Origin of the sequence: Microbacterium sp. 8M (genome assembly GCF_902506375.1) — a bacterium.
In the GTDB taxonomy this organism is placed as follows: Bacteria; Actinomycetota; Actinomycetes; order Actinomycetales; family Microbacteriaceae; genus Microbacterium.
Window position 1 is genome coordinate 963,919 of sequence record NZ_LR733284.1, and the last position, 23,063, is coordinate 986,981.

18 protein-coding genes are annotated in these 23,063 nt (G+C 70.8%); 4 read left to right on the forward strand and 14 right to left on the reverse strand.

Features of this window, described 5'->3' with window-relative positions:
* Positions 1-53: 53 nt before the first annotated feature.
* The 8 genes from AERO9AM_RS04565 to AERO9AM_RS04600 form a co-directional block, all read right to left on the reverse strand.
* The gene (locus AERO9AM_RS04565; protein ID WP_159575089.1) at positions 54-4,139 is read right to left on the reverse strand and encodes a Pls/PosA family non-ribosomal peptide synthetase; all 4,086 of its coding nucleotides are present in this window, start codon (positions 4,137-4,139) and stop codon (positions 54-56) included.
* A 94-nt stretch (positions 4,140-4,233) separates the two neighbouring features.
* Positions 4,234-4,620 carry a monovalent cation/H(+) antiporter subunit G gene (gene mnhG / locus AERO9AM_RS04570; RefSeq protein WP_159575090.1) on the reverse strand — a complete coding sequence of 129 codons (387 nt, stop codon included), beginning with the start codon at positions 4,618-4,620 and terminating at the stop codon, positions 4,234-4,236.
* 25 nt (positions 4,621-4,645) lie between these two features.
* A complete protein-coding gene (locus AERO9AM_RS04575) occupies positions 4,646-4,915 on the reverse strand; it encodes a monovalent cation/H+ antiporter complex subunit F (protein ID WP_045250261.1) in 270 nt (89 codons plus the stop codon).
* Positions 4,912-5,490, reverse strand: a complete 579-nt coding sequence (locus AERO9AM_RS04580; protein WP_159575091.1) for a Na+/H+ antiporter subunit E — start codon at positions 5,488-5,490, stop codon at positions 4,912-4,914. Before AERO9AM_RS04580 ends, AERO9AM_RS04575 begins: the two co-directional genes overlap by 4 nt.
* Positions 5,487-7,049, reverse strand: a complete 1,563-nt coding sequence (locus tag AERO9AM_RS04585; protein ID WP_159575092.1) for a Na+/H+ antiporter subunit D — start codon at positions 7,047-7,049, stop codon at positions 5,487-5,489. The genes AERO9AM_RS04580 and AERO9AM_RS04585 overlap by 4 nt, the downstream gene beginning before the upstream one ends.
* Positions 7,046-7,651: a Na(+)/H(+) antiporter subunit C gene (locus AERO9AM_RS04590; protein ID WP_159575093.1), complete on the reverse strand. Its 606-nt coding sequence runs from the start codon at positions 7,649-7,651 to the stop codon at positions 7,046-7,048. Before AERO9AM_RS04590 ends, AERO9AM_RS04585 begins: the two co-directional genes overlap by 4 nt.
* A complete protein-coding gene (locus AERO9AM_RS04595) occupies positions 7,651-10,599 on the reverse strand; it encodes a Na+/H+ antiporter subunit A (protein ID WP_159575094.1) in 2,949 nt (982 codons plus the stop codon). The genes AERO9AM_RS04590 and AERO9AM_RS04595 overlap by 1 nt, the downstream gene beginning before the upstream one ends.
* A 137-nt stretch (positions 10,600-10,736) precedes the next feature.
* The gene (locus tag AERO9AM_RS04600; RefSeq protein WP_159575095.1) at positions 10,737-11,825 is read right to left on the reverse strand and encodes a LacI family DNA-binding transcriptional regulator; all 1,089 of its coding nucleotides are present in this window, start codon (positions 11,823-11,825) and stop codon (positions 10,737-10,739) included.
* A 59-nt stretch (positions 11,826-11,884) separates the two neighbouring features.
* Between AERO9AM_RS04600 and AERO9AM_RS04605 the strand changes: the two genes are divergently transcribed.
* From AERO9AM_RS04605 to AERO9AM_RS04615, 3 genes are all read left to right on the forward strand, one after another.
* Positions 11,885-13,108 (forward strand): MFS transporter, encoded by a 1,224-nt coding sequence (locus AERO9AM_RS04605; RefSeq protein ID WP_159575096.1) that lies wholly within the window; start codon positions 11,885-11,887, stop codon positions 13,106-13,108.
* A gap of 145 nt (positions 13,109-13,253) precedes the next feature.
* The gene (gene nucS / locus AERO9AM_RS04610; protein ID WP_159575097.1) at positions 13,254-13,949 is read left to right on the forward strand and encodes an endonuclease NucS; all 696 of its coding nucleotides are present in this window, start codon (positions 13,254-13,256) and stop codon (positions 13,947-13,949) included.
* Positions 13,950-13,976: 27 nt separating this feature from the next.
* Positions 13,977-14,651: an HAD hydrolase-like protein gene (locus AERO9AM_RS04615; protein WP_236602479.1), complete on the forward strand. Its 675-nt coding sequence runs from the start codon at positions 13,977-13,979 to the stop codon at positions 14,649-14,651.
* Positions 14,652-14,840: 189 nt separating this feature from the next.
* Here the strand turns inward: AERO9AM_RS04615 and AERO9AM_RS04620 are convergent, their stop codons facing one another.
* The 6 genes from AERO9AM_RS04620 to AERO9AM_RS04645 all read right to left on the reverse strand — a co-directional run bounded on the left by AERO9AM_RS04620 (position 14,841) and on the right by AERO9AM_RS04645 (position 21,994).
* The gene (locus AERO9AM_RS04620) at positions 14,841-15,044 is read right to left on the reverse strand and encodes a cold-shock protein (RefSeq protein ID WP_159575099.1); all 204 of its coding nucleotides are present in this window, start codon (positions 15,042-15,044) and stop codon (positions 14,841-14,843) included.
* A gap of 549 nt (positions 15,045-15,593) precedes the next feature.
* Positions 15,594-16,178: a GNAT family N-acetyltransferase gene (locus AERO9AM_RS04625; RefSeq protein WP_201298584.1), complete on the reverse strand. Its 585-nt coding sequence runs from the start codon at positions 16,176-16,178 to the stop codon at positions 15,594-15,596.
* Positions 16,175-16,783, reverse strand: a complete 609-nt coding sequence (locus AERO9AM_RS04630; RefSeq protein ID WP_159575100.1) for a TetR/AcrR family transcriptional regulator — start codon at positions 16,781-16,783, stop codon at positions 16,175-16,177. The genes AERO9AM_RS04625 and AERO9AM_RS04630 overlap by 4 nt, the downstream gene beginning before the upstream one ends.
* A 56-nt stretch (positions 16,784-16,839) precedes the next feature.
* Positions 16,840-18,915, reverse strand: coding sequence for an MDR family MFS transporter (locus AERO9AM_RS04635; RefSeq protein WP_236602480.1), 2,076 nt, complete (start codon positions 18,913-18,915; stop codon positions 16,840-16,842).
* 296 nt (positions 18,916-19,211) lie between these two features.
* Complete coding sequence (locus AERO9AM_RS04640; protein WP_159575101.1) at positions 19,212-19,844, reverse strand: TetR/AcrR family transcriptional regulator; 633 nt, start codon at positions 19,842-19,844, stop codon at positions 19,212-19,214.
* A gap of 47 nt (positions 19,845-19,891) precedes the next feature.
* Entirely contained in the window at positions 19,892-21,994 is a 2,103-nt protein-coding gene (locus AERO9AM_RS04645; protein ID WP_442923250.1) for an MDR family MFS transporter, read from the reverse strand.
* A 211-nt stretch (positions 21,995-22,205) separates the two neighbouring features.
* Here AERO9AM_RS04645 and AERO9AM_RS04650 point away from each other — a divergent pair, with 211 nt between their 5' ends.
* Entirely contained in the window at positions 22,206-22,991 is a 786-nt protein-coding gene (locus tag AERO9AM_RS04650) for a DNA/RNA non-specific endonuclease (protein ID WP_159577367.1), read from the forward strand.
* Positions 22,992-23,063 lie beyond the last annotated feature (72 nt).

The window sequence follows — 23,063 nt, forward strand, 5'->3', positions numbered from 1 at the left end:
TGCTCACAGATCCGAGCCCGTTGGCGGCGCGGCGCTCACCGCGGTCCCGGGTCTCACTCGGCCGCCTGGTAGGTGCGCACCTTCACGGCGCGCCAGGGACCGATCGGGTTGCCGCTCCAGCGGCTGCCGACCGGCACGCTCTCGCCGCGCATCACGAGCGACGCAGGCCCCACGGTCGCGTCGGATCCGATCGTCGCGGCGGGCAGGATCACGCTGTGCGGGCCCAGCGTGGCGCCCGCCTCGAGCGTCACCGTGTCGATGCTCATGACGCGGTCGTGGAACAGGTGCGTCTGCACGACGCAGCCGCGGTTCACGGTCGCGCCGTCGCCGAGGGTAACCAGATCGGGCTCGGGGAGCCAGTAGCTGTCGGTCCACACGCCGCGCCCGATCTTCGCGCCGAGCGTGCGCAGCCACACGGCGAGCGCCGGAGTTCCCGCCGCGGCGTTGGCGAACCACGGCGCCGCCATCATTTCGGTGAACGTGTCGGCCACCTCCGTGCGCCACACGAAGCTCGACCACAGCGGGTGCTCCCCCGCGCGGATCGGCCCGACGAAGGTCCACTTCGCCGCCGTCGCGCAGCCGGCCGCCACCGCGCCGGCGGCGAGCAGCACGAGACCGGACAGCACCACGGTCCAGCCGAGCCCCAGCCATGCGGCGAGCGCGGCCAGCGCCAGCAGGACCGCGAGGCCCAGAGCGCAGGTGAGGATCACGGGGACGAGGCGGCACAGCTCCCACAGCCCCCGGGCGACCCGAAGAGACGCGCGCGGGCGATAGGTGCGCTCCAGATCCGCCTCGTTCACGACGCGGCGCAGACGCACCGGCGGCGACCCCAGCCAGGAGGATCCCGCCTTCGCCTTGTCCGGCGCGACCGAGAGCACAGCGACCAGCCCGTCCTTGGGCACCTTGTGGCCGGCGCCGGCCATGCCGGAGTTGCCGAGGAACGCGCGCTTGCCGATGCGGGCGGCGGCGAGGCGCATCCAGCCCCCGCCGAGCTCGTAAGACGCGACCATCGTGTCGTCGGCGAGGAACGCGCCGTCGTCGATCGTCGTCATCGACGGGATCAGCAGCACCGTCGAGATCTCCACCTCCTTGCCGACCTCCGCGCCGAGCAGCCGCAGCCAGACCGGTGTGAACAGGCTCGCGTAGAGGGGGAACAGCAGCGTGCGCGCGGAGTCGAGCAGGCGCTCGGTGGTCCACGCCTGCCAGGCGACCCGGCCGCGGACGGGATGGATCCCCTCGCGCAGCCCGATCGCGAGCAGCCGCGTGGTCGTCACGACCAGGCCCGCGAACACGATCCCGGTCACGAGGACGGCGGGGACGAGCCAGAGCGCCAGCCCCGGGATCGCCGCGCCGAGCGAGGCGGCTCCGCGGGCGCCCTGCACGAGCACGAGCGCGCCCACGGCGAACGCGATCACGGGAAGCAAGCCGAGGCCCATGCTCGAGGCGGCATATGCCCACAGCCACCGCCGTGGCGTCGGAGGACGCTCGGGCGCGAGCGGGGCCGACTTGCCGCCCACGCGCACCGCCGGCGAGCCCGCCCAGCGCTGCCCGGCGCGCACGCGCCCGAACACCGCGGAGCCGGGAGCGACCTCCGCGCCGCGTCCGATGCGCGTGCCGGGCGCGAGGGTGCTGCGCGCGCCGACGACGGCACCGGCGCCGATCCGGATCCCGCCGATGCGCACGACGTCGCCGTCGATCCAGTAGCCGGAGAGGTCGACCTCGGGCTCGATCGCCGCACCCCGGCCGATGTCGAGCATGCCGGTCACCGGGGGAAGCGTGTGCAGGTCGACGTCCGGTCCGATCTTCGCGCCCAGGGCACGGGCGTAGTAGCTCACCCACGGAGCGCCGGCGAACCCGACCGGGTCGATCTGGTGGCTGACCTGCTCCGCGAGCCAGAGCCGCAGATGCACGCCGCCGCCGCGCGGATAGTCGCCCGCGCGGACCCCCGCGAGCAGCAGCCGGGCAGCGACCGCCGCGATCGCCATCCGGCCGAACGGCGTCGCGAACACCACGAGGCCCGCGACGATGAGCCATACCGGCGCGGTCGGCAGCCAGTCGTACCCGGGCACGAGGTGCAGGATCGCGCTTCCGGTGAGCAGCCACAGCACCCAGCGGATCCCGCCGAGCACGAACAGCGGGACGCCGAGCAGCGTCTGGATCCACTGCATGCGACGCGGCGTCGGCCGCGATTCGTGGAAGTCGCCGGGATCCGGCTCCTCGTCGCCCGCCTCCGCCTCGACCGCGTCGGCCATGCGGCGCAGCCGGGGCAGGTCGTACACATCGGCCATCGTGAACTCGGGCGCACGGGAGCGGATCCGGCTCACGAGCTGCGCGGCCGCGAGGGATCCTCCGCCGAGCTGGAAGAAGTCGGCGTCCTCGTCGAGCGGACGCGTGCCGAGCACGGCGAACCACTGCTCGGCGAGCCACGCCGCGGTGCCCGTGAGCGTGGAGTCGTCGGCGTCGGGATCGGTGAGCGGCCACGGCAGCGCGGCCTTGTCGACCTTGCCCGAGGTGCGCACGGGCAGCTCGTCCATGACCGCCAGCAGCGGGATGAGCGGTGCGGGCAGGGTCTCGGCGAGCTCGGCGCGCGCTGTCTGCCGGTCGAAGCCCTGCGTCGGGACCACGTAGCCGACCAGCAGGGGGATGCCGCCCTCGCTGCGCTGCACGGCGACGGTCGCGGCGGTCACCGCGGTGAGATTCTGCAGCGCGGCCTCCACCTCCCCCAGCTCGATGCGGCGGCCGCCGATCTTGACCTGGTCGTCGGCGCGCCCCTGGAACACGAGCCCCGCCTCCTCGTACCGCACGAGGTCGCCCGAGCGGTAGGCGCGCTCCCAGCCCAGCGACGGCATCGGCGCGTACTTCTCCGCGTCCTTGGCCGGATCCAGGTACCGCGCGAGCCCGACCCCGCCGATCACGAGCTCGCCGACCTCGCCCTCGGCGACGCGGTTGCCCTCGCCGTCGACGACCGCGAGCTCCCACCCGTCCAGGGGCAGGCCGATCCGCACCGGCTCCCCCGCGCGCAGCGCCTCCCCGTTCATCTCGGCCGCGCAGGCGACGACGGTGGCCTCGGTCGGGCCGTAGGTGTTCCAGACCTCGCGCTCCTCCCCCACGAGGCGCGCCGCGAGCTCGGGCGGCAGCGCCTCGCCGCCGAAGATGAGCAGCCGGAGGTTCTCGATCGCGTCCTGCGGCCAGAGCGCCGCCAGCGTCGGCACGGTCGACACCACCGTGATGCCGTGCCCGAGCAGCCAGGGCCCGAGGTCCTCGCCCGACCGCACGAGCGCCCGCGGCGCGGGAACCAGGCACGCGCCGTGGCGCCACGCCAGCCACATCTCCTCGCACGAGGCGTCGAACGCCACGGACAACCCGGCCAGCACGCGGTCGCCCGGTCCGATCGGCGCGTGCTGCAGGAACAGGTTCGCCTCGGCGTCGACGAAGGCGGCGGCGGAGCGGTGCGTGACCGCGACACCCTTGGGCACCCCGGTGGATCCGGACGTGAAGATGATCCACGCGTCATCGAGGGGCAGCGGATGCGGCACGGTCCCGATCGCGACGGAGCTGGGATGCGGGTCGTCGCCGTCGAACAGACCGGGTCCCGGCCCCGCGGTCCCTGCGCCTCCCGCGGTCCCTGAGCCTGTCGAGGGGCCATCGCCGGTCACCGACCCCCCGGTCCCTGAGCCTGTCGAAGGGACCAGCTCGGAGTCGGACGCTTCGACGAGCTCGGCGGCCGGCACTGCGTCCGCCTCCGCGGCGCCCTCCTCGACAGGGGTGAACACCCCGCCGGCACCGATCACGCCGCGCACCTTCGCCTCGCCGAAGACCAGGTCGGCCCGCTCCTGGGGATCGTCGGCGTCGACCGGCACGTACGCGGCCCCCGCGGCCATCGTGCCGAGGATCGCGAGGTACAGCTCGCGGCCGCCCGAGGGCATCCTGATCCCGACCCGGTCGCCGCGCAGCACGCCCTGCTCGCGGAGCCGTGCCGCGGTGCGCCAGACCTGGGCGAGCAGCTCGGCGTAGCTGAGGGCGCCGGCCGCGTCCTCGATCGCGGAGGCGTCCGGGTGCCGCCGCGCGGTGTCGACGAGGATGTCGATCAGCGTGCGCGGCGTCGCCGCGAGTGCGGCGCGATCGAGGATGTCTTGCATCGGGTTCCGTTCCAGCGGCGCACGCCGGGCGCGTGCGCGCTCAGGGTACCGCCCGAGGGGAAACAGCAGGTGAAGCGGATCCGGGCTGCCTGCCCTACCCGGCGGGCGGGGTGCGCTTGGAGTCGGCGAGCTCGTCCACCACCAGCGAGCGCTCGTCGATCGTGCCGTTGCGGTACGCCTGGCGCCCGACCATGTGCGCCGAGAGCGGCGCGGTGGCGAACTGCATGAGGACGACCGGCGCGACGAGCAGCAGCCCCAGCACGATCCCGACCACCGAGCGCTGCGAGAGCGCGATCGCCAGGCAGATCAGCAGCAGACCGAGCACCTGCGGCTTAGTCGCAGCGTGCAGCCGGTTCGGGACGTCCCGCAGGCGCAGCAGCCCGATCGCGGCGGTGAGGCACAGCACCGCGCCGATCAGCACGAGGATCCAGACGGCGATGTCCACCACCGCATCCGGGATCCTCAGCTCGAAGACGTTCATCGCTCCTCCCTCCTGCCTGCGCCGTTCATGAGGGGGTGTTGTCCCTGCGTGCGACGTACCGTGCGACCGAGATGGATCCGAAGACGCCGACCGCGGCCACCACGATGAGCACCGGCAGCGTGCGAGTGTGGTGGTTGATCGCCATGTCGGCTCCGAGCACGCACATGACCTCCGTGAGCAGCACGTCGGCGGCGACCGCGCGGTCCAGGATCGACGGGCCGATGACGATGCGGATCACGGTGAGTATCGCCGCGACGGCGAAGACGACCATGATCACGAGCAGCAGCGGATTCATCGGCGGCCCTCCTTCTCGGCGCGCTCGTCGGCGCGCAGCAGAGCGGCCTGCGTCGGCGAGCCGAGCGCCCGGACGATGCGGCGCTCCCAGCGCAGCACGCCGGCGCGCTGCCGCTCCACGTCGTCGAGCGAGCGCACGCCGATCACGTGCAGGTACAGCGTGCGGGTGTCGCGTTCCGCCTCCACCACGAGGGATCCGGGGATGAGCGACGAGGTCACCGCGACGTGGGTCATGACCAGGTCGTCGGCGTAGCGCAGCGGCACCGCGATGATCGCCGACCGCGGCGCGCGGCGCGGGTTCAGCACCTGCGCGGCGACGCTGAGCGAGCCGTGTACGACCGCGGCGAGGAACTGCACCACCAGCACCGCCGTCCAGACCAGGTTGATCCGCCCGGACAGCTCGATCGTCGGCAGCCGGAACACGCGGGTCACGATGAGCGCCACGATGATGCCGGTCACGGCCGCGAGCACGGTGAACTGGCCCCACAGCAGCATCCACAGCACGACCAGCCAGAGCAGGAACGGCAGCTGCACGCCGATCTCGCGCCAGCGGGTGCGCTTCACGTCGGGGCTCATGACGACGCTCCGTCCCCGTCGAGCATGTCGAGGTGCACCGGCTGCAGCAGGTTGGCGCCGATCCGCTCGCAGAGCCCGTAGATGGGGCCGGCGAAGACCGTGAGCGCCAGGGTCACGGCGACCATGCCGCCGGTGGCGAAGGTCATGATCGTGGGGATCCGGCGCCGCTCCTGCTGCTCATCCGCGGCCGGCGCGCTGCCGAGGTGGGCGATGCGCTCGTTCTCCATCTCCTCGGGCGTCTCGTCCTTGCTGCGCCAGAAGGCGAGGTTCCACGCGCGCATGAGGGCGTACAGCGTGAGCAGCGAGGTGAGCACGCCGCCGACGATGAGCACCCAGATCAGCGGCGTCGCGACCTGCGCCGCCGCCTGGAACAGGGCGAACTTTCCGATGAACCCCGAGAACGGCGGGAGGCCGCCGAGGTTGATCGCCGGTACGAAGTAGAGCACGGCGATCAGCGGCGCGGCCTTCATGAGCCCGCGCACCTTGAGGATCGACGTGCTGCCCGCCCTGCGCTCCACGAGGCCCACCGCCAGGAACAGCGTGGTCTGCACGATGATGTGGTGCACGATGTAGTACACCGTCGCGCCGATCGCCGCCGGCGTCGCGATCGCGAGGCCGAACACCATGTAGCCGACGTGGCTGACCAGCGTGAACGACAGGATCCTCTTCAGCTCGGCCTGCGCCACGGCGCCGAGGATGCCGATCACCATGGTCGCGAGGGCCACGATCATGAGCAGCGTGTTGATGCTCGAGACGTTGAACAGCTGCGTCTCGGTGCGGATCAGCGCGTACACGCCGACCTTCGTGAGCAGGCCCGCGAACACCGCGGTCACCGGCGCGGGTGCGGTCGGGTAGGAGTCGGGCAGCCAGAACGACATCGGGAAGACCGCCGCCTTGATGCCGAACGCCACCACGAGCATGAGGTGCAGCACGAGCTGCGTGCTCGGCGGGATCTCCTCGATGCGCTCGGCGATCTGCGCCATGTTCACCGTGCCGAGCGCGGCGTAGATCAGTGCGATCGCGACGAGGAAGAGCACCGAGGACACGAGCGAGACGACGATGTAGACCGCGCCGGTGCGGATCCGGGATTCGGTGCTGCCGAGGGTGATGAGCACGTAGGACGCCACGAGCAGGATCTCGAAGCCGACGTAGAGGTTGAACAGGTCGCCCGCGATGAACGCGTTGAAGATGCCCGCGGCGAGGATTAGATACGACGGGTTGAAGATGGAGATCGGGGTCTCCTCGGCGCCGTCCGCGGCGCCCTGGCCCACCGAGAAGAGCAGGACCGCGACGAGCACGATGCTCGATACGAGCACCAGCAGCGCCGCGAGCCGGTCGACGTACAGCACGATCCCGAACGGCGCCGGCCAGCCGCCCACCATCACCGCGATCGGCTTGGCCTGATCGACTGCGACGAGCAGCGTGGCGGCGATCACCGAGACGGCGGCGAGCGTGGCGACGGTGACGATCACCTGGATCCGGGTGTTCCGGCCGAAGACGAGGGTGATCGCGGCCCCCAGCAGGGGCAGCGCGACGAGCAGCGGGACGAGGGCGCTCATTGGTCGCCCTCCCCCGGCTCGGTGGCTGAGCCCGTCGACGCGCCCGGGCCTGCCGATCCCGGACCTCCGCCGGGCAGCGGGCCGGGATCCGGCCGGTCCACGGGGGCGTCGTCGACGAGCGCGGCATGGTCCTTGGCGTGCAGCACGCGGATCGGGGCGGTCGCGACGCCCACGAAGTCGGTGGTCGCGTCCTCGTCCTCGAGGTCGACCTCGTCGTCCATGAGGTCTTCCTCGACCTCGGTGCGGCCGCGCACGGCGATGTCGGCCTCGTCGTCCTCGACCGTGTCGGCCTTGCCCAGCTGCCAGGAGCGGTAGATGAGCGCCAGCAGGAACGCCGAGACCGCGAACGTGATCACGATGGCCGTGAGGGTGAGCGCCTGCGGCAGGGGATCGCTCACGTCCTCGGTCGCGGAGCCTATCGAACCGCCGTAGAACGGCGCACGCCCGGGCCGGCCCATCACGATGAGCAGCAGCAGGTTCACGGCGTTGCCGAGCAGCAGGAACCCGATCAGCACCCGGGTGAGGCTGCGCTCGAGCATCGCGTAGACGCCGCATCCGAACAGCACGGCCATGATCACGATGAGCACGAGGGAGACGTCCATCAGACATCCACCCCCCGCGCGCGCATCTCGAGCGTCTGCCGGTCGACCTCGGCCCCGAGGCTGCGCAGCACATCGAGCACCAGCCCGATGACGACGAGGTAGACGCCGATGTCGAAGATCGTCGAACTCACGAACTCGAGGTGCCCGATCACCGGGATCTCCGCCTCCCACACCGCGCTGGACAGCGGGGCGAGTCCGAAGAACAGCGGCACGACGGCCGCGCCGACGGCGAGGATGAGACCGCCTCCGAGCAGGCGCCCGGCATCGGTCGGCGCGGCGGCGCCGAGTTCCCAGCGACCGCCGGCGATGTAGCGCATGACCAGCGCCATGCCGGCGACGAGGCCTCCGGCGAAGCCGCCGCCCGGGGCGTTGTGCCCGGCGAACAGCAGGTAGATCGAGACGACGATGATCGTGTGGAACAGGATCCGCACGATCACCTCGAGCAGGATCGAGCGGTTCTCCGGCTTGACGTTGCCTCCGCCCACGAGCCACGCCCGCGGCGCGGTGTCGCCCGCGGTCTGCACCCGCACGCCCTCGGTCGTCTCGACGAGCGGACGCCGGTGCGCGCGGCGCTGGCCCTCAGGCAGCGCCCGGGTCGCCGAGAGACGGTCGGCGCGGTGCGTGACGAACACGAGCGACGCGACACCCGTGGCGGCGAGCACGAGCACCGAGAGCTCCCCCATCGTGTCCCAGCCGCGCAGGTCCACGAGGGCGACGTTCACGACGTTCTTGCCGTGCCCGAGCTCGTACGCGAGCTTCGGGAACGCCTCGGAGATCGGCTCCGCGACCCGGGATCCGGTGGCGACGATCGCCACGAGCGCCATCATCACGCCCGCCGCCACCCCCAGGATCGCGCGCGGCACCCGGCCCACCGAGGCGTTGTGCTCCCCCATCCGTGCCGGGAGCCGCCGCAGCACGAGCGCGAACGTGACCAGGGTGACCGTCTCGACGAGGATCTGGGTGAGGGCCAGGTCGGGCGCGCCGCTGGTGCCGAACAGCACCACCATGCCGAGCCCGGTGACCGACACCAGCACGACGCCGGTGTAGCGCTTCTTCGCCCGGATCGCGAGCAGCCCCGCACCGATCATGATGGGCGCCACCACCAGCTGCACCGGGGTGTGCCAGGCGCTCAGCTCGGCGTTCGCGGGGCCGCCCGCGATGAGCGCGGTGGCCTCCCCCGCGATCACCACGACGAAGATGGTGCCGACGTAGATCGGCAGCGAACCACGCTGCGTGATCGTGGTGGTGACGACGGAGAGCCGGTCGACATTGCGCATGACGAGGTAGTACGCGTCCTGTGCGGTGAACGGCAGCAGGCGCGGGGCGCTGTCCCAGCCCAGCCGCCGCGTGAGTGGGAACAGCGCCAGGCCGAGCAGCACGGCGGCGAGCGAGAGGAACAGCGCCGGCGCGAGGCCGTGCCACAGCGCGAGATGACCCGGATCCAGCGGAGAGCCGTCGTAGCCGGGGGCCTTCGCGTCGTCCGCATAACCGTGCAGCGCCACGCTCACCGCCGACGCCAGCAGCCCGAGCACGACGGTGCCCGCGGCGAGAACGACCGGCGACACCAGGAATCCGAACGGCGGAGCCGGCCATTCTGTTTCAGGCATATAGGCGCCGGCGGCGTCCTTCTTGCGCCAGAACGCGCCCCAGAGGAAGCGCGCCCCGTATGCCGCCGTGAGGATGGATCCGAGGATCACGCCGACGAGCGCGACGATGCCCCACGGCGATCCGCGCATGGCCTCGTCGAACAGCGCCGCGAGCGTCGACTCCTTCGCGACGAAGCCGATCGTCGGGGGGCTCCCCATCATGGATCCCACAGCGAGGAAGCCGGCGGTGGCGAGCAGCGGGGCCTGCCGCCCCACGCCGCTGATCTCCGTGACGTCGCGCGTGGAGAGCTGGCGGTCGATGACGCCGACGATGAGGAACAGCGACGACTTGAACAGCGCATGGCTGAGCACGAGGGCGAGCCCCGCGAGCATCGCGTCCGGCGTGCCGTAGCCCAGCACGATCGTGAAGAAGCCGAGCTGGCTCACCGTGCCGAAGGCGAGGATGCGCTTCAGGTCGGTCTCCCGCAGCGCCTGCACCCCGCCCAGCAGCATGGTGAAGACGCCGAGCGCGATCGTGATCGGGCGCCACGGACCCGACAGGGCGAACACCGGCGCGAACCGGGCGATGAGGTAGATGCCGGCCTTCACCATCGCGGCCGCGTGCAGATAGGCGCTGACGGGCGTCGGCGCGGCCATCGCGCCGGGCAGCCAGAAGTGGAACGGGAAGATCGCCGACTTGCTGAGGGCGCCGACGAGCAGCAGCACGATCGCCGCATCGACGAGAGGGCCCTTCGGCGCGATCTCCAGGATCCGGGAGATGCTGGAGGTGCCCGCGTCGACGGCGAGGAACACCACGCCGATGAACATGGCGAGCCCGCCGAGGGTCGTCACCAGCAGCGCCTGCAGGGCCGCACGGCGGCTCGCGCCACGGCGGTGGTAGTACCCGATGAGCAGGTACGACAGGATGCTCGTGACCTCCCAGAACATCACCAGCAGCACGAGGTCGTCGGTGGTGACGAGGCCGTACATCGCACCGGCGAACGCCAGCAGCACGGCGGCGAACTGGCCGAGCCCCTCCTTGGAGCCGCGGAAGTACCAGCGGCAGTACAGCAGCACCAGAGCGCCGACGCCGGTGACGATCAGCGCGAGCAGCCAGCTCAGCTCGTCCAGCCGGAAGGAGAGCGCGATGCCGAGCTGGGGGATCCACTCGACCGACTCGTGCGGCAGCACGGCGGGATCCGCGGCGGAACCGGCCAGCACGCGCGGGGTGAGCGCCGCAGTGTGGATGAAGGCCGCGGTCGGGATGAGAGCCGCCACGGCGAACGCGCGCGCCCCGATCCAGGCGACAAGCAGCGGCAGCAGCAGCGAGGCGAGGGCGAACACGGCGAGGAGCGTCAGCATGGCGGTCTCCTCTGGCTCGTCGGTCTCTGCGGTCTCGGCGTGGGCCGGGCAGGTCGACACAGGCGGGCGGGTTCACATCCAGCTTAGAGGCTGAACGTTCCCACGCCCCGGATCCCGGTGTATGCCGGATCCGGAATCTATCCCACGAAGCCGGGCGCCGGACCGGTCGTCGTGCCCTCCCGGAAGGCGCAGGTGAAGCTGATCGACGCCGCGGGCTCCCCGGCCAGCAGCCGTGCGACGGCGTCACCCGCCGCGCGTCCCTTCTCGACGGCGGGCTGCACGGCGGTGGTCAGGATGTGGTCACCGAGCCCGTCCACCGCGATGCCGTCGAAGCCTGCCACGCTGACGTCCTCGGGCACCCGCAGCCCCGCCTCTTCGGCGGCGCGGATGACGCCGGCCGCGAGCAGGTCGCTCTGGGCGATGACGGCGGTGGGTCGATGCTCGGGGTCGGCGAACAGCAGCCGCCCGGCCAGCACGCCCTCGTCGATGAAGCTGCCGCCCGCCGACACCACGCGGGCGTCGGGGAACACCGAGAGCGTGCCGTCGAGGCGGTCCTTGGTGACGGGGGTCGTGATCCCGGCGATGCGCTCGGGCGTCGCGTCGCCGCGGACCCGCTCCCCGTCGAAGGAGAGGGTCACCACACCGATGTCGCGGTGCCCGAGGGCGCGCAGGTGGTGCGCGATCTGGGCCGCGGCCTCGACGTTGTCGAGCTCGATGCGCGGCACGCCCTCCCCCGCATCGCCCTCGATCACCACGACCGGCAGTCCCCGGTTGCGCACGGCCTGGAGCGTCTCCCGCATGCGCCCGCTGCATCCGATGAGCACGGCCGCGTCGATCGGCGCCGTGGCGAGGGTCGGTGCGTCCGGCGCCGCGTCGGGGTCGTCGCGCAGCAGCAGCACACCGGCGCCGAGCGCGGCCAGACCGTCGGTGAGGCCGTCCATGGTCGCGGTCTTGATCGGATCCAGGAACGCGGTGCGCAGGTGCTCCTCGACCGTCACGGCGACGATGCCGCTCCGACCCCGCCGGAGCGAGGCCGCGCGCGGATCGGGACCGGTGTAGCCGAGGTCTGCGGCGACCGCGAGCACACGTTCGCGGGTGCGCTCGGCAACGGGCGCCTTGCCGCTGAAGACGACCGACGCCGTCGACGGGCTCACACCTGCGGCGCGCGCCACATCGGCGATCGTCGCGCGGCGCCGGGGCGCCCCGGCGTCCGGATCCGAGCTCATTCCTCGACAATAACACCCTTGGGATTACAGAGATCGAATCGATTCGATACACTGACCGGATGGACACCGCTCTCACCCGCTCCCAGTTCGTGCGCTGGCGCATCGCCATCTTCGCGATCTTCCTCGCCAGCGGTCTGTCCATCGCCACCTGGGCGTCGCGGGTCCCCGACATCAAGCTCGCGCTGCACATCGACAACGCACAGATGGGCGTCCTGCTGCTCGGGATGGGCATCTCCTCGATCGTCGGCATCTCGACGAGTCCGGCGGTCATGGCGCGCACCGGCGCCCGCCTCGGCATGCTCGTCACCATGCTGACCTTCGCCGTCGGGGTCGGCCTCGTCGGGCTCGGAACCAACGTGCTGAGCTCCCCGGCGGTGGTGATCGCGGGCCTGGTGCTGTTCGGGTTCGGCAACGGATCCCTCGACGTCATGATGAACGTCGAGGCCACGGCGATCGAGCAGCAGATGGGGAAGACCATCCTCCCCGTGTTCCACGCGTTCTTCAGCTTCGGCACGGTCATCGGCGCCGGCATCGGCGCCCTCCTCGTGCAGTCCGGATGGAACGTCACGGCGCACACCACTCTCATCGCGGCCGTGATCGCCCTCGTCGCGGTCGCGTGCTGGGCGAATGTGCCGAACCGCGAGGCGGCGCTCGATCCGCAGCCCGAGGAGAAGCCGCACTGGCGGGATCGGATGCACACCGCGCTGGAGGCGTGGCGCGAGCCCCGCACCTACTTCCTCGGCATCGTGATGCTGGGCATGTCGTTCGCCGAGGGCGGCGCCAACGACTGGCTGGCGCTCGGCGTCTCGGAGGACCACCACGCCGGCCCGGCGCTCGGCGCCGCGGCGCTGGCCACCTTCTCCGTCGCCATGACCGTCGTGCGGCTGTTCGGCGGCCCCCTGGTGGACCGGTTCGGCCGCGTCCTCGTGCTGCGCACCCTCGCGATCACCGCCGCCGCCGGCATCCTGCTGTTCATCCTCGCGCCGAGCACCCCGCTGGTGTTCGTCGCCGCGGCGCTGTGGGGCATCGGTGCGTCCCTCGGCTTCCCGCTGGGCATGTCGGCCGCCGCGGACGACCCGGCGAAGGCCGCCGCACGCGTGAGCGCCGCCGCCACGATCGGCTACATCGCGTTCCTCAGCGGGCCGCCGGTGCTCGGGTTCATCAGCAACCACATCGGCCTGCTCAACACGCTGTACATCCTCGTCGTGCTGGCGGCGCTGTCCGGCCTGTTCTCGGGGGCCGCACGCCCGCTCCGCGTCGACGAGAAGGTCTCGGACGACTGAGCGCCGCATCGCCGTCCCACGGAACCGGCTTCCCCCGCGACGTCTGCAGGACCTGACGACGCGTGCACGACCGGATCCGCGGATCCGTCCCGCAGACGCAGCGTGATCGTGCAGGCGTCGCAGCATCGCGGGCTAGGCTCTTCGGGTGCGTCTCGTCATCGCCCGCTGCGCCGTCGACTACACCGGCCGCCTCAACGCCCACCTGCCCCTCGCCACGCGCCTGCTGGTGCACAAGGGCGACGGCAGCCTGCTCGTGCACTCCGACGGCGGCAGTTACAAGCCGCTGAACTGGATGAGCCCGCCGTGCCGTCTCGAGTCCGAGCAGCCGGGGGAGGAGGAGGCGTCCGCAGGCGTGACCGAGGTGTGGCGCGTCACGCACCAGAAGACCGGCGACGCGCTGCGCGTGCAGATCTACGAGATCCTGCACGACTCCGCCCATGAGCTCGGCGTGGATCCGGGCCTGCAGAAGGACGGCGTCGAGGCGGATCTGCAGCGTCTGCTCGCCGAGCAGGTCGACCGCATCGCCGACGGCGCGACCCTGGTGCGCCGCGAGTATCCGACCGCGATCGGCCCGGTGGATCTCATGGTGCGCGACGCGAACGGCGTCGCCATCGCCGTCGAGGTCAAGCGCCGCGGCGACATCGACGGGGTGGAGCAGCTCACCCGGTACCTGGAGCTGCTCGGCCGGGATCCGCATCTGGCGCCCGTCCAGGGCGTGTTCGCGGCCCAGGAGATCAAGCCGCAGGCGCGTGTGCTCGCCGAGGACCGGGGGATCCGCTGCCTCGTGCTCGACTACGAGGACATGAAGGGCATCTCCTCCGGCGCGCCCCGCTTGTTCTGACCCCTTCATTCCAAGAGAGGCATGGACATGTCCGTTCCCCCGTACACCTGCGTCCTCTGGGACGTCGACGGCACGATCGCCGACGCCTCGGCCGGGATCCTGCCGCGCCTGATCGAGGTCTTCGCGTCGTTCGGGCTCCCCGAGCCGGCGGCGACGGAGCTCTCCCAGTGGATCGGTCCGCCCATGTTCGAGTCGTTCCGCGATCGCGCCGGACTGTCGGTCGAGGACGCCTACATCGCGATGCGGCGGTATCGCGAGCTCGCCGCCCGTGACGGCTACGCCGCAAGCGTGCGGATCTATCCCGGGGTGGCCGAAGCGCTGCGGGCCGTGAAGGCCGCGGGGATCCCACAGGCGACGGCCAGCTCGAAGCCGGAGAACCAGGTGCTCGCGATCCTCGAGCACTACGAGCTCATGGACGACTTCGTCGTGGTCGCGGGCGCCCTGCCCGACGCCGCGGGACTGCACGACGGCAAGGAGGCGGTGCTCCGCCGCGCCCTGCAGCGGCTCACTGAGGCGGGCGTCGACATCAGCCGGCCCGTGCTGATCGGTGACCGCAAGCACGACGTCGAGGGAGCCGCGCCGCTCGGCGTGCCGGTGATCTTTGTGACCTGGGGCTTCGGCGAGCCGGGGGAGTCGGACGGCGCGATCGCCGAGGTCGCCACGCCGGAGCAGCTGCTGCGGATCCTGCTCCCGCAGGCGTGACGGGATCCGTTCCGTTCGAGGTCCCTCGGCGGTCGGAGCCATCCGCGAGACCGAATCCACGTCCCGGAACCGACGATCGGAACGTCGGTCTCGCGACCGGGGTCCGCTCTCGCGACGGGGGAGGGCGCCCCGCACAAAAGAGAACTCCCCCGGAGCCGAAGCCCCGGGGGAGTCAGGAGTCCGTGTCGCTCAGAGCGGACGGATGTTCTCGGCCTGCAGGCCCTTGGGGCCCTGCGCCACATCGAACTCGACGCGCTGGTTCTCGTCGAGCGAGCGGTAACCGGACGTCGCAATGGCGGAGTAGTGCGCGAACACGTCAGCCCCACCGTCATCGGGGGAGATGAAGCCGAAGCCCTTCTCCGAGTTGAACCACTTAACCGTGCCCTGAGTCATGTACTGCCTTCTTGCTTGGGCTTACGTCGGAGCAAACGCGCCGACAAGGCTAACGCTATCCGAGAGGCACCTCATCGCAACACCCCGGGTGACAAGGTGACGCAAATGTTGCACGACGTGACGGGGCCGTATGCGCATGGCGGCGGGCGCATGGCAGCCGCCGCCGGATGCGGACTCCCCGGAAATGGAGCGGGTCCCCACCGCGGGGGGAGCGATGGGGACCCAGGACGACCGGAGGGTGCGTCTGAGAACAGCATAACGCATGTTCAGAGAATTTGTCCCCCAAAAGGGGGACAAATTGTGGTCCGCGGGTCTACCATGCAGTACATCGGAATACTGGGGGCGAAGCGGCCCCCCCGGGGTATCCATTGGGGACTGGATGCGCCGAGGGGGCCCATGCACGCACGAGCCGCCGGTCTCTGGGGAAGACCTACCGCCTTCGCTGGGGACGTCAGGCGGGAGCGACTCTCTTCAGGTGCGCGCGGTCCACATTAGGCGAGGGCATGCACGGGTGTCCAGGCGATTCCGCGCGGCGATCGGAATGCGCTCTCAAACGGTCAACGCGCGCCATTCCGAGGCCAGAAGACCGTAGTTCATGCCGTCCATCCACTCGCCGCTGCGATGCAGCGCGGTCTCGCGGCTGTGCTCCTCACGCCGCATGCCGAGGCGCTCCATCATCCGCCAGGACGCCTCGTTCGCCGCGAAGCAGCCGGCACTGACCCGTCGCAGGCCGAGCTCGGTGAAGCACACGGCGATCACCGCACGCACCGCCTCGGTCGCATATCCCCGCCCCTGATGCGCGGGGTCCATGGCCCAGCCCAGTTCCGCCTGCACGCCCACGGCGCGGTCCCGCACCTCGGCCTGGGACCAGGCGTCCTCGACGCGCAGCATGACGTCGCCGATCACCCCGGTGCCGGGCAGCTCCACGAGCAGCGTGACCGCCAGTCGCTCCGGATCCGCGAAGTGCGCGCGGAACGCGGCGGCGTCCTGCGGGGCGGTCGTGAGCCAGCGGTTCACCTCGTCGAGGCGCCGGTAGCGCCAGACTGCGTCGGCGTCATCCGCCGTGCTCGCGCGGACGATGAGCCGTTCGGTGCGCAGCGGCAGAGCGAGCCGCTCCAGGACGGGGGAGGTCACGCGTCCAGCGTAGGCTCCGGATCCGACATCCGCGCCGACCGGACGTCGACGAGGCCGTCCAGCGCCTGCAGCAGCCGCTCGGCGCCCGGGCGGTCCGGCGTGGTGCGGGTGTGCACGAGCACGTTCATGGCCGCGAGCACGAGGGAGACCGCGCGCATCGCCTCGTCGTGGTCGGCGGCGCGGCGCTCGGCGAGCTCCACGAGCTGCTCGCGGACGGATCCCATCCACTGCGAGAACGCCGGCAGCAGCTCGGGACGCCGCATCAGCAGCTCCTTGATCCGCTGCCGGTCCATGCCGACGTCCATCGAGGATCCGACGACCTCGCAGAGCGCGGGGACGAGTTCCCCCTCGGCCCGCAGGAAGCGCGCCTCCACCTCCGCCTCGACGCCCGACTCGGGCAGCTTGAGCGCGGCGGCGGCCTTGGACGGGAAGTAGTTGAAGAAGGTGCGCGGCGAGACGTCGACGGCCTCGCAGATCTGCTCGATCGTGGTGCCGTCCAGGCCCTGCTCCTCGACGAGGCGCAGGGCCGCTTCGTGCAGCGCCTGCCGGGTCTGCTGCTTCTTGCGCTCGCGCCGGCCTTCACCGACGGTGTTCGCGATGCTCATCTTCTTCTCCTCGTGCGCGGAGCCGGGGCGGGACGTGCCCGCCCCGGCTGCATCGCTCAGGCGCTCTGGACCCTGATCGTACCGGTCTCGCTGACGCCGGCGGCGTCCGCCCGCTCCTGCAGAGCAGAGCGCGTCCGCAGCGGCGGTGCCGTGAAGAACCAGGTCAGCACGAAGGCGAGCATCAGCACACCGAAGCCGACCCAGTAGATGACGTCGATGGCCTTGGTGAAACCGACCATGAACGGCTTGGTGAGGGCCGGGTCCGCCCCGTTCAGGAACGACGTGTCGCTGACCGAGGAGTTGGATCCGCTCGACGCCTTCGACGAACCCTTGTCGATGTCCTTCACGATGTTCGGCACGAGCTGATCGACCCAGTAGCTTCGCTGATCCTTGTCGGACCAGTCCACGACGACCTTGCCGTCCTGCACGGTGCCGTGCGCCTTGTCGGCCACGGTCTGCAGGGCCTTGGCCTCGGCGGCCGGGGTCGCCTCGGCGACCTTCTGATCGATCACGCTCTGCGCGGCGGCTGCGGGCAGCTGCCCGGCGGCGACCGCCTGGTTCACGCCTGCCGTGACCGCGTCGGTGACGGCCTTGCCCGCCGCGGCCTTGGCCTCCGCGGTCCCCTTGTCGAGCTGCGTCTGGATGTTCGCCTCCAGCGGCCCCACGATCGGGTCCCACAGCTGCTTCATCACGGCCTGGTTCTTCTTCTCGCCGGCGACGGCCGGATCCAGAGCCGCGTTCAGGGCGCTCGTCAGCGTGGGCTTGTCGGCCATGCTGTGCACGATGTTCGTCGGCAGCAGCGTGAACAAGATCGAGAGCATGATGGCCGTGCCCAGGGTTCCGCCGATCTGACGGAAGAACGTGGCGGCGCTCGTCGCGACGCCCATGTCCTGGGCCTCGACGGCGTTCTGGCTCGTCATGACCAGCGACTGCATGAGCTGGCCGAGGCCGAGGCCGACCACGAACATGCCGACCATCATGAACCACACCGGGGTGTCGTAGGAGACGAACGTCAGCAGCAGGAAGCCGAGGGCCATGATCAGCGTGCCGGTGCGCGGGAAGATGCCGTACTTGCCGGTGCGCGCGGTGATCTGGCCGGCGGCCATCGAGGATCCCATGAGGCCGAAGACCATGGGCAGCATCGCGAACCCGGACTCGGTCGGGGTGAGCCCGCCGACGATCTGCATGTAGAGGGGGATCGTCATCATCGCGCCGAACATGCCGAAGCCGACGAGCACGCCGATGCCGGTCGCCCAGGAGAACGGGCGCGAGTGGAACAGCCGGATCGGGATGATCGCGTCGTCCTTCATGGCGATCTCGATGAGCACGAACGCGATCGCACCGAGCCCGCCGATGACGTAGCAGGTGATGGCGGCGAACGAGGCCCAGCCCCATTCGCGCCCCTGCTCGGCCACGAGCAGCAGCGGCACGAGCGCCACGATCACGGCCGTCGCCCCCCACCAGTCGATGCGCGGGTTCTTGTGCTTGCCGACCTTGGGCAGGTGCAGGAAGGCGATCACCATGCCGAGCGCGATGAGGCCGATCGGCAGGTTGATGAGGAACACCCAGCGCCAGCCGTTGATCCAGAGGATCTCGTTCGCGCCCGCGAACAGGCCGCCCACGAGCGGGCCGATCAGCGAGGAGATGCCGAACACGGCGAAGAAGTAGCCCTGGTACTTCGCGCGCTCGCGCGGCGCCAGGATGTCGGCCATGATCGCGAGCGGCAGCGACATGAGCGCGCCGGCGCCGATGCCCTGGACACCGCGGAAGGCGGCGAGCATGAGCATCGACGAAGAGAACGTCGCGAGGACCGAGCCGACGATGAACACGGAGATGCCGAAGAGGAACAGCGGACGGCGGCCGAAGATGTCGCTGAGCTTGCCGTAGATCGGCACCGAGATCGTCGAGGTGATCAGGTAGGCCGTGGTCACCCAGGCCTGCTGGTCGAGACCGTGCAGGTCGTCGCCGATGGTGCGGATCGCCGTTCCGACGATGGTCTGGTCGAGCGACGACAGGAACATGCCGGCCATGAGGCCGTAGATGACGAGCAGGATCTGCCTGTGCGTCATGATCGGGGCGTTCTGCGCGTGGTCGGCGCGCGTCGCCCCTGTGGTTGCGGTTGCGGTGGACATGGAGCCCCTTCGAATGGTTCAAGGACGCCGGAGCCCGTCGTCGGCATGCGATGCGCGGGCGCCGACGTTGGCGGCAAGAATGTTGCAGCTCTGCAAGATTACACGATCGGAAAGGTTGCGCAAACGCAGCTTCGCTATGAGGTTGCTGGGTGCGATCCGCCCACTCCACGAACGCCGAGCCACCCCTTTCTCGCCGAGCCGCCCCCTTGCACGCGGTGTGCAAGGGGGCGGCTCGGGGCAAAGGGGGTGGCTCGGCGCAGTCAGGATGAGGGCGGGGAGTGCTCGGGGATGGGGGATCAGGCGCGAGAAGGCGCGGCGACGGGGGAGAGCGCGACCGTGCGGGCCGCGACGAGCTGCTCCACCGCCTCGAGCAGCCGCGCAGCACCCGGACGCTCGCCGCCGGCGGTGCCGTCGTGCACGATCATGCTGAGCGCCGCCATGGTGAGGGCGACCGCGGCCAGGGCTTCGGCGTCGTCGGCGCGCTCACGCACCAGCGCGTAGTACTGCTCGCGCACACTGCCCATCCACTGCGCGAAGGCCGGCATGAGCTCGGGGCGGCGCAGCACCAGCGCCTTCATGCGCTTGCGGTGCTGAGCGTCGTCCATCGAGGCGCCGATGAGCTCGCACAGGGCCGGCACCAGCTCGCCCTCCGCGGCGCGGAAGGCCTCGGCGCCGGCGGGGGAGATGGCGGAGTCGGGCAGATCGAGGGCCGCAGCGGCCTTCGACGGGAAGTAGTTGAAGAACGTCCGCGGCGACACGTCCACCGCCTCGCAGATCTGCTCGACCGTGGTGCCGTCGAGCCCGTTCTCGTCCACCAGCCGCAGCGCGGCCTCGTGCAGCGCCTGCCGGGTCTGCTGCTTCTTGCGCTCCCGGCGCCCGCACGCCTCCGCGTGCACGTCCGTCGCAGCCGGATCCTCGATGTCCGTCATCTCTCCTGCCTCCCGGGAGGCGGGCGGACGCGCGTCCGCCCGACCTCTCACGCCGAATGCGTCCTGATCGTGCCGGTCTCGGTGAGGCCGGCCTTGTCGGCCTGCTCCTGCAGGGCCGAGCGTGCGCGCAGCGGCGGCACCTTGAAGAACCACGTCAGCACGAACGCCAGCAGGATCACGCCGAGCCCGACCCAGTACAGCGTCACGAGGCCCTGGATGAACCCGATCATGAACGGCTTGCTGAGCGTCGCATCCGCGCCGGTGAGGAACGAGGTGTCGTTCACGGCCACCGGGGAGGATCCCGACGCGTCGTCCGCCTTCTTCTGGATCTCGTCCTGCAGAGTCGGCACGATCTGGTCGACCCAGTAGGTGCGCTGGTCGTGGTCGGCCCAGTCCACGGCGACCCGGTCGCCCTGCACCGAGGCGTGCGCCTTCTCGGCGACGGCCTTCAGCACCTGCTGGTGCGCCGTGGCCTCGGCAGCGGGCGTCGCCTCGGCCGCCTTCTGCGCGATCACGGCGGGAGCAGCCGCGGCGGGCAGCTGACCCGCGGCGACCGCCTGGTCCACGGCCTGGGTCACCGCAGCCGTGACGGCGGAGTCTGCCGCCTCCTTCGCCTTCACGTCGCCCTCGGCCACGCCCTTGTCGAGCTGCTCCTGGATGTTCTTCGTCAGCGGGCCGACGATCGGGCTCCACTGCTGCTTCATGATCGCCGCGTTCCCGGCCTTGCCGGCCTGCACCGGATCCAGTGCGGTGTCGAGGGCCGCCGTGAGGTTCGCCTTGTCCGCGGTCGCGTGCAGGATGTTGGCCGGAAGCAGCGAGAACAGCACGGAGAGCATCACGGCCGTGCCCAGGGTTCCGCCGATCTGGCGGAAGAACGTGGCCGCGCTCGAGGCGACCCCCATCTCGTGCGGGTCGACGGAGTTCTGGCTCGCGAGCGTGAGCGGCTGCATGAGCTGGCCGAGCCCGAGGCCGAGCACGAACATGCCGGCGAAGATCTGCCACAGCGGGGTCTCGTACCGGATGAGGGTGAGCGAGAAGAACCCGACTGCGGTGAAGAGCGTGCCCAGCACGGGGAAGATCCGGTATTTGCCGGTGCGCGCGGTGATCTGGCCGGAGGCGAGCGAGGCGAGCATCAGGCCGACGATCAGCGGCAGCATGGACAGACCGGACTCGGTCGGGTTCATGCCGACGACGATCTGCATGTACAGCGGGATCGTCATCATGGCGCCGAACATCGCGAACCCGACGAGGATCCCGAGCACGGTGGCCATCGAGAACGTGCCGGAGCGGAACAGCTTCAGCGGGATGATCGCGTCGTCCTTCATGAGGGCCTCGATCACGATGAACGCGACGAGTCCCAGGCCGCCGATCACGTAACAGGCGATGGCCCCGGCGGAGCCCCAGCCCCAGGCCCGGCCCTGCTCCACCACGATGAGCAGCGGGACGAGGGCCACGATCACCGCAGCGGCCCCCCACCAGTCGATCCGCGGACCCTTGTGCTTTCCGACCTTGGGCAGGTGCAGGAACGTGATCACCATGAAAAGGGCGAACAGGCCGAGCGGGATGTTGATGAGGAAGGTCCAGCGCCAGCCGTCGATCCAGAGGATCTCCTTCGCGCCGGCGAAAAGACCGCCCACGAGCGGGCCGATCACGGTCGCGATGCCGAAGACCGCGAAGAAATAGCCCTGGTACTTGGCGCGCTCGCGCGGGGCGAGGATGTCGCCCATGATCGCGAGCGGCAGCGCCATCAGGGCGCCCGCCCCGATGCCCTGGAACGCGCGGAAGGCGGCGAGCATCATCATCGACGTCGAGAAGGCCGAGAGCGTGGATCCCAGGATGAAGACGACGATCCCGAGGATGAACAGCGGGCGGCGGCCGAAGATGTCGCTGAGCTTGCCGTAGATCGGCACGGCGATGGTCGACGTGATGAGGAACGCGGTGGTGACCCAGGCCTGCTGGTCGAGGCCGTGCAGGTCGTCGCCGATCGTGCGGATCGCGGTGCCGAAGACGGTCTGCGCGAGCGATGACAGGAACATGCCGCTCATCAGGCCGTAGACCACGAGCATGATCTGCTTGTGGGTCATGATGGGCTGCGCCGCGCGCGGGGCGGGCGGGGTGACCGTCGCGATGGTGTCGGTGGCGGTTGCCATGAGGTCCTTCCGGGGGAGCAGGGGATGGAGCGGGGGCGGATCCGCCCGCGGACTCCGTCGATCGACGCGGGCGCCGTCGCCGGCGCTAAAACTTGCAACCCTGCAATCTTACACCTTCGCAAGCTTTCCGTCACGCACGGATGTGGATCCGATCACCGGAGCGTTCGGCCAGGTCGTGACGCATGTCGGCGGCATCGACCACGATGGAGGCATGACCGACGGCTACCTGTCCGGCTTCCTCTCCGTTCCCGTCGCGCTTCCGCGCCCGGCGCGCGAGGTGCGCGAGCTCACGTATCCGCGGTTCACGGTGCTGCTGGATCCGGGCCGCCGGCTCGCCGTGGCGACGGGCGTGAACATCGACGGGTCCGCCCTGCAGGATCTGCCGCGCACCGGCGAGTGGCGGCTGGATCCCCGGATCGACGAGGACGAGCAGACCGGTCCCGCCGTGTACGCGGGCAACGACCTCGATCGCGGCCACCTGGTGCGCCGGCGTGACCCGGGCTGGGGAGAGCCGAGCGAGGCGCGCGCCGCGATGGAGGCCACCTTCGTCTACCCGAACGCGGCCCCGCAGGCGGCCCGGTTCAATCAGGGCCCGGAGCTGTGGCTGGGCCTGGAGGACCACGTGATGGCGTACGCCGAGGCGACCGGGCAGCGGCTGTCGGTGTTCACCGCGCCCGTGCTCGAGGACGACGACCCGCCCTACCGCGGCATCCGGATCCCGCTGCGCTTCTGGAAGATCGCCGCCTGGGTCTCGTCAGGATCCCTCGCCGCGGCCGGGTTCGTGCTCGACCAGTCGGATCTCGTCGACACCCGCAGCGGTCTGCTCGCCGTCGCCCCGCTCGGGGGCTTCCGCACGTTCCAGGTGCCGATCGCGGAGATCGCCGCTCTCGCCGGCGTCGACGTGGGGCCGCTGGCTGCTGCCGACGTGCTTGCGCCGGCCACCGTGCGGGCGGGCGAGTGGCACCTGCTCCGCTCCGCGGACGACATCGTGCTCTGAGCGCGGCGGCAGTCGGGCGGGCGCCCGTCTCGCGCGGCGGCGCCCTTCGTCTCGCTGCGCTCGCTCAGGGAC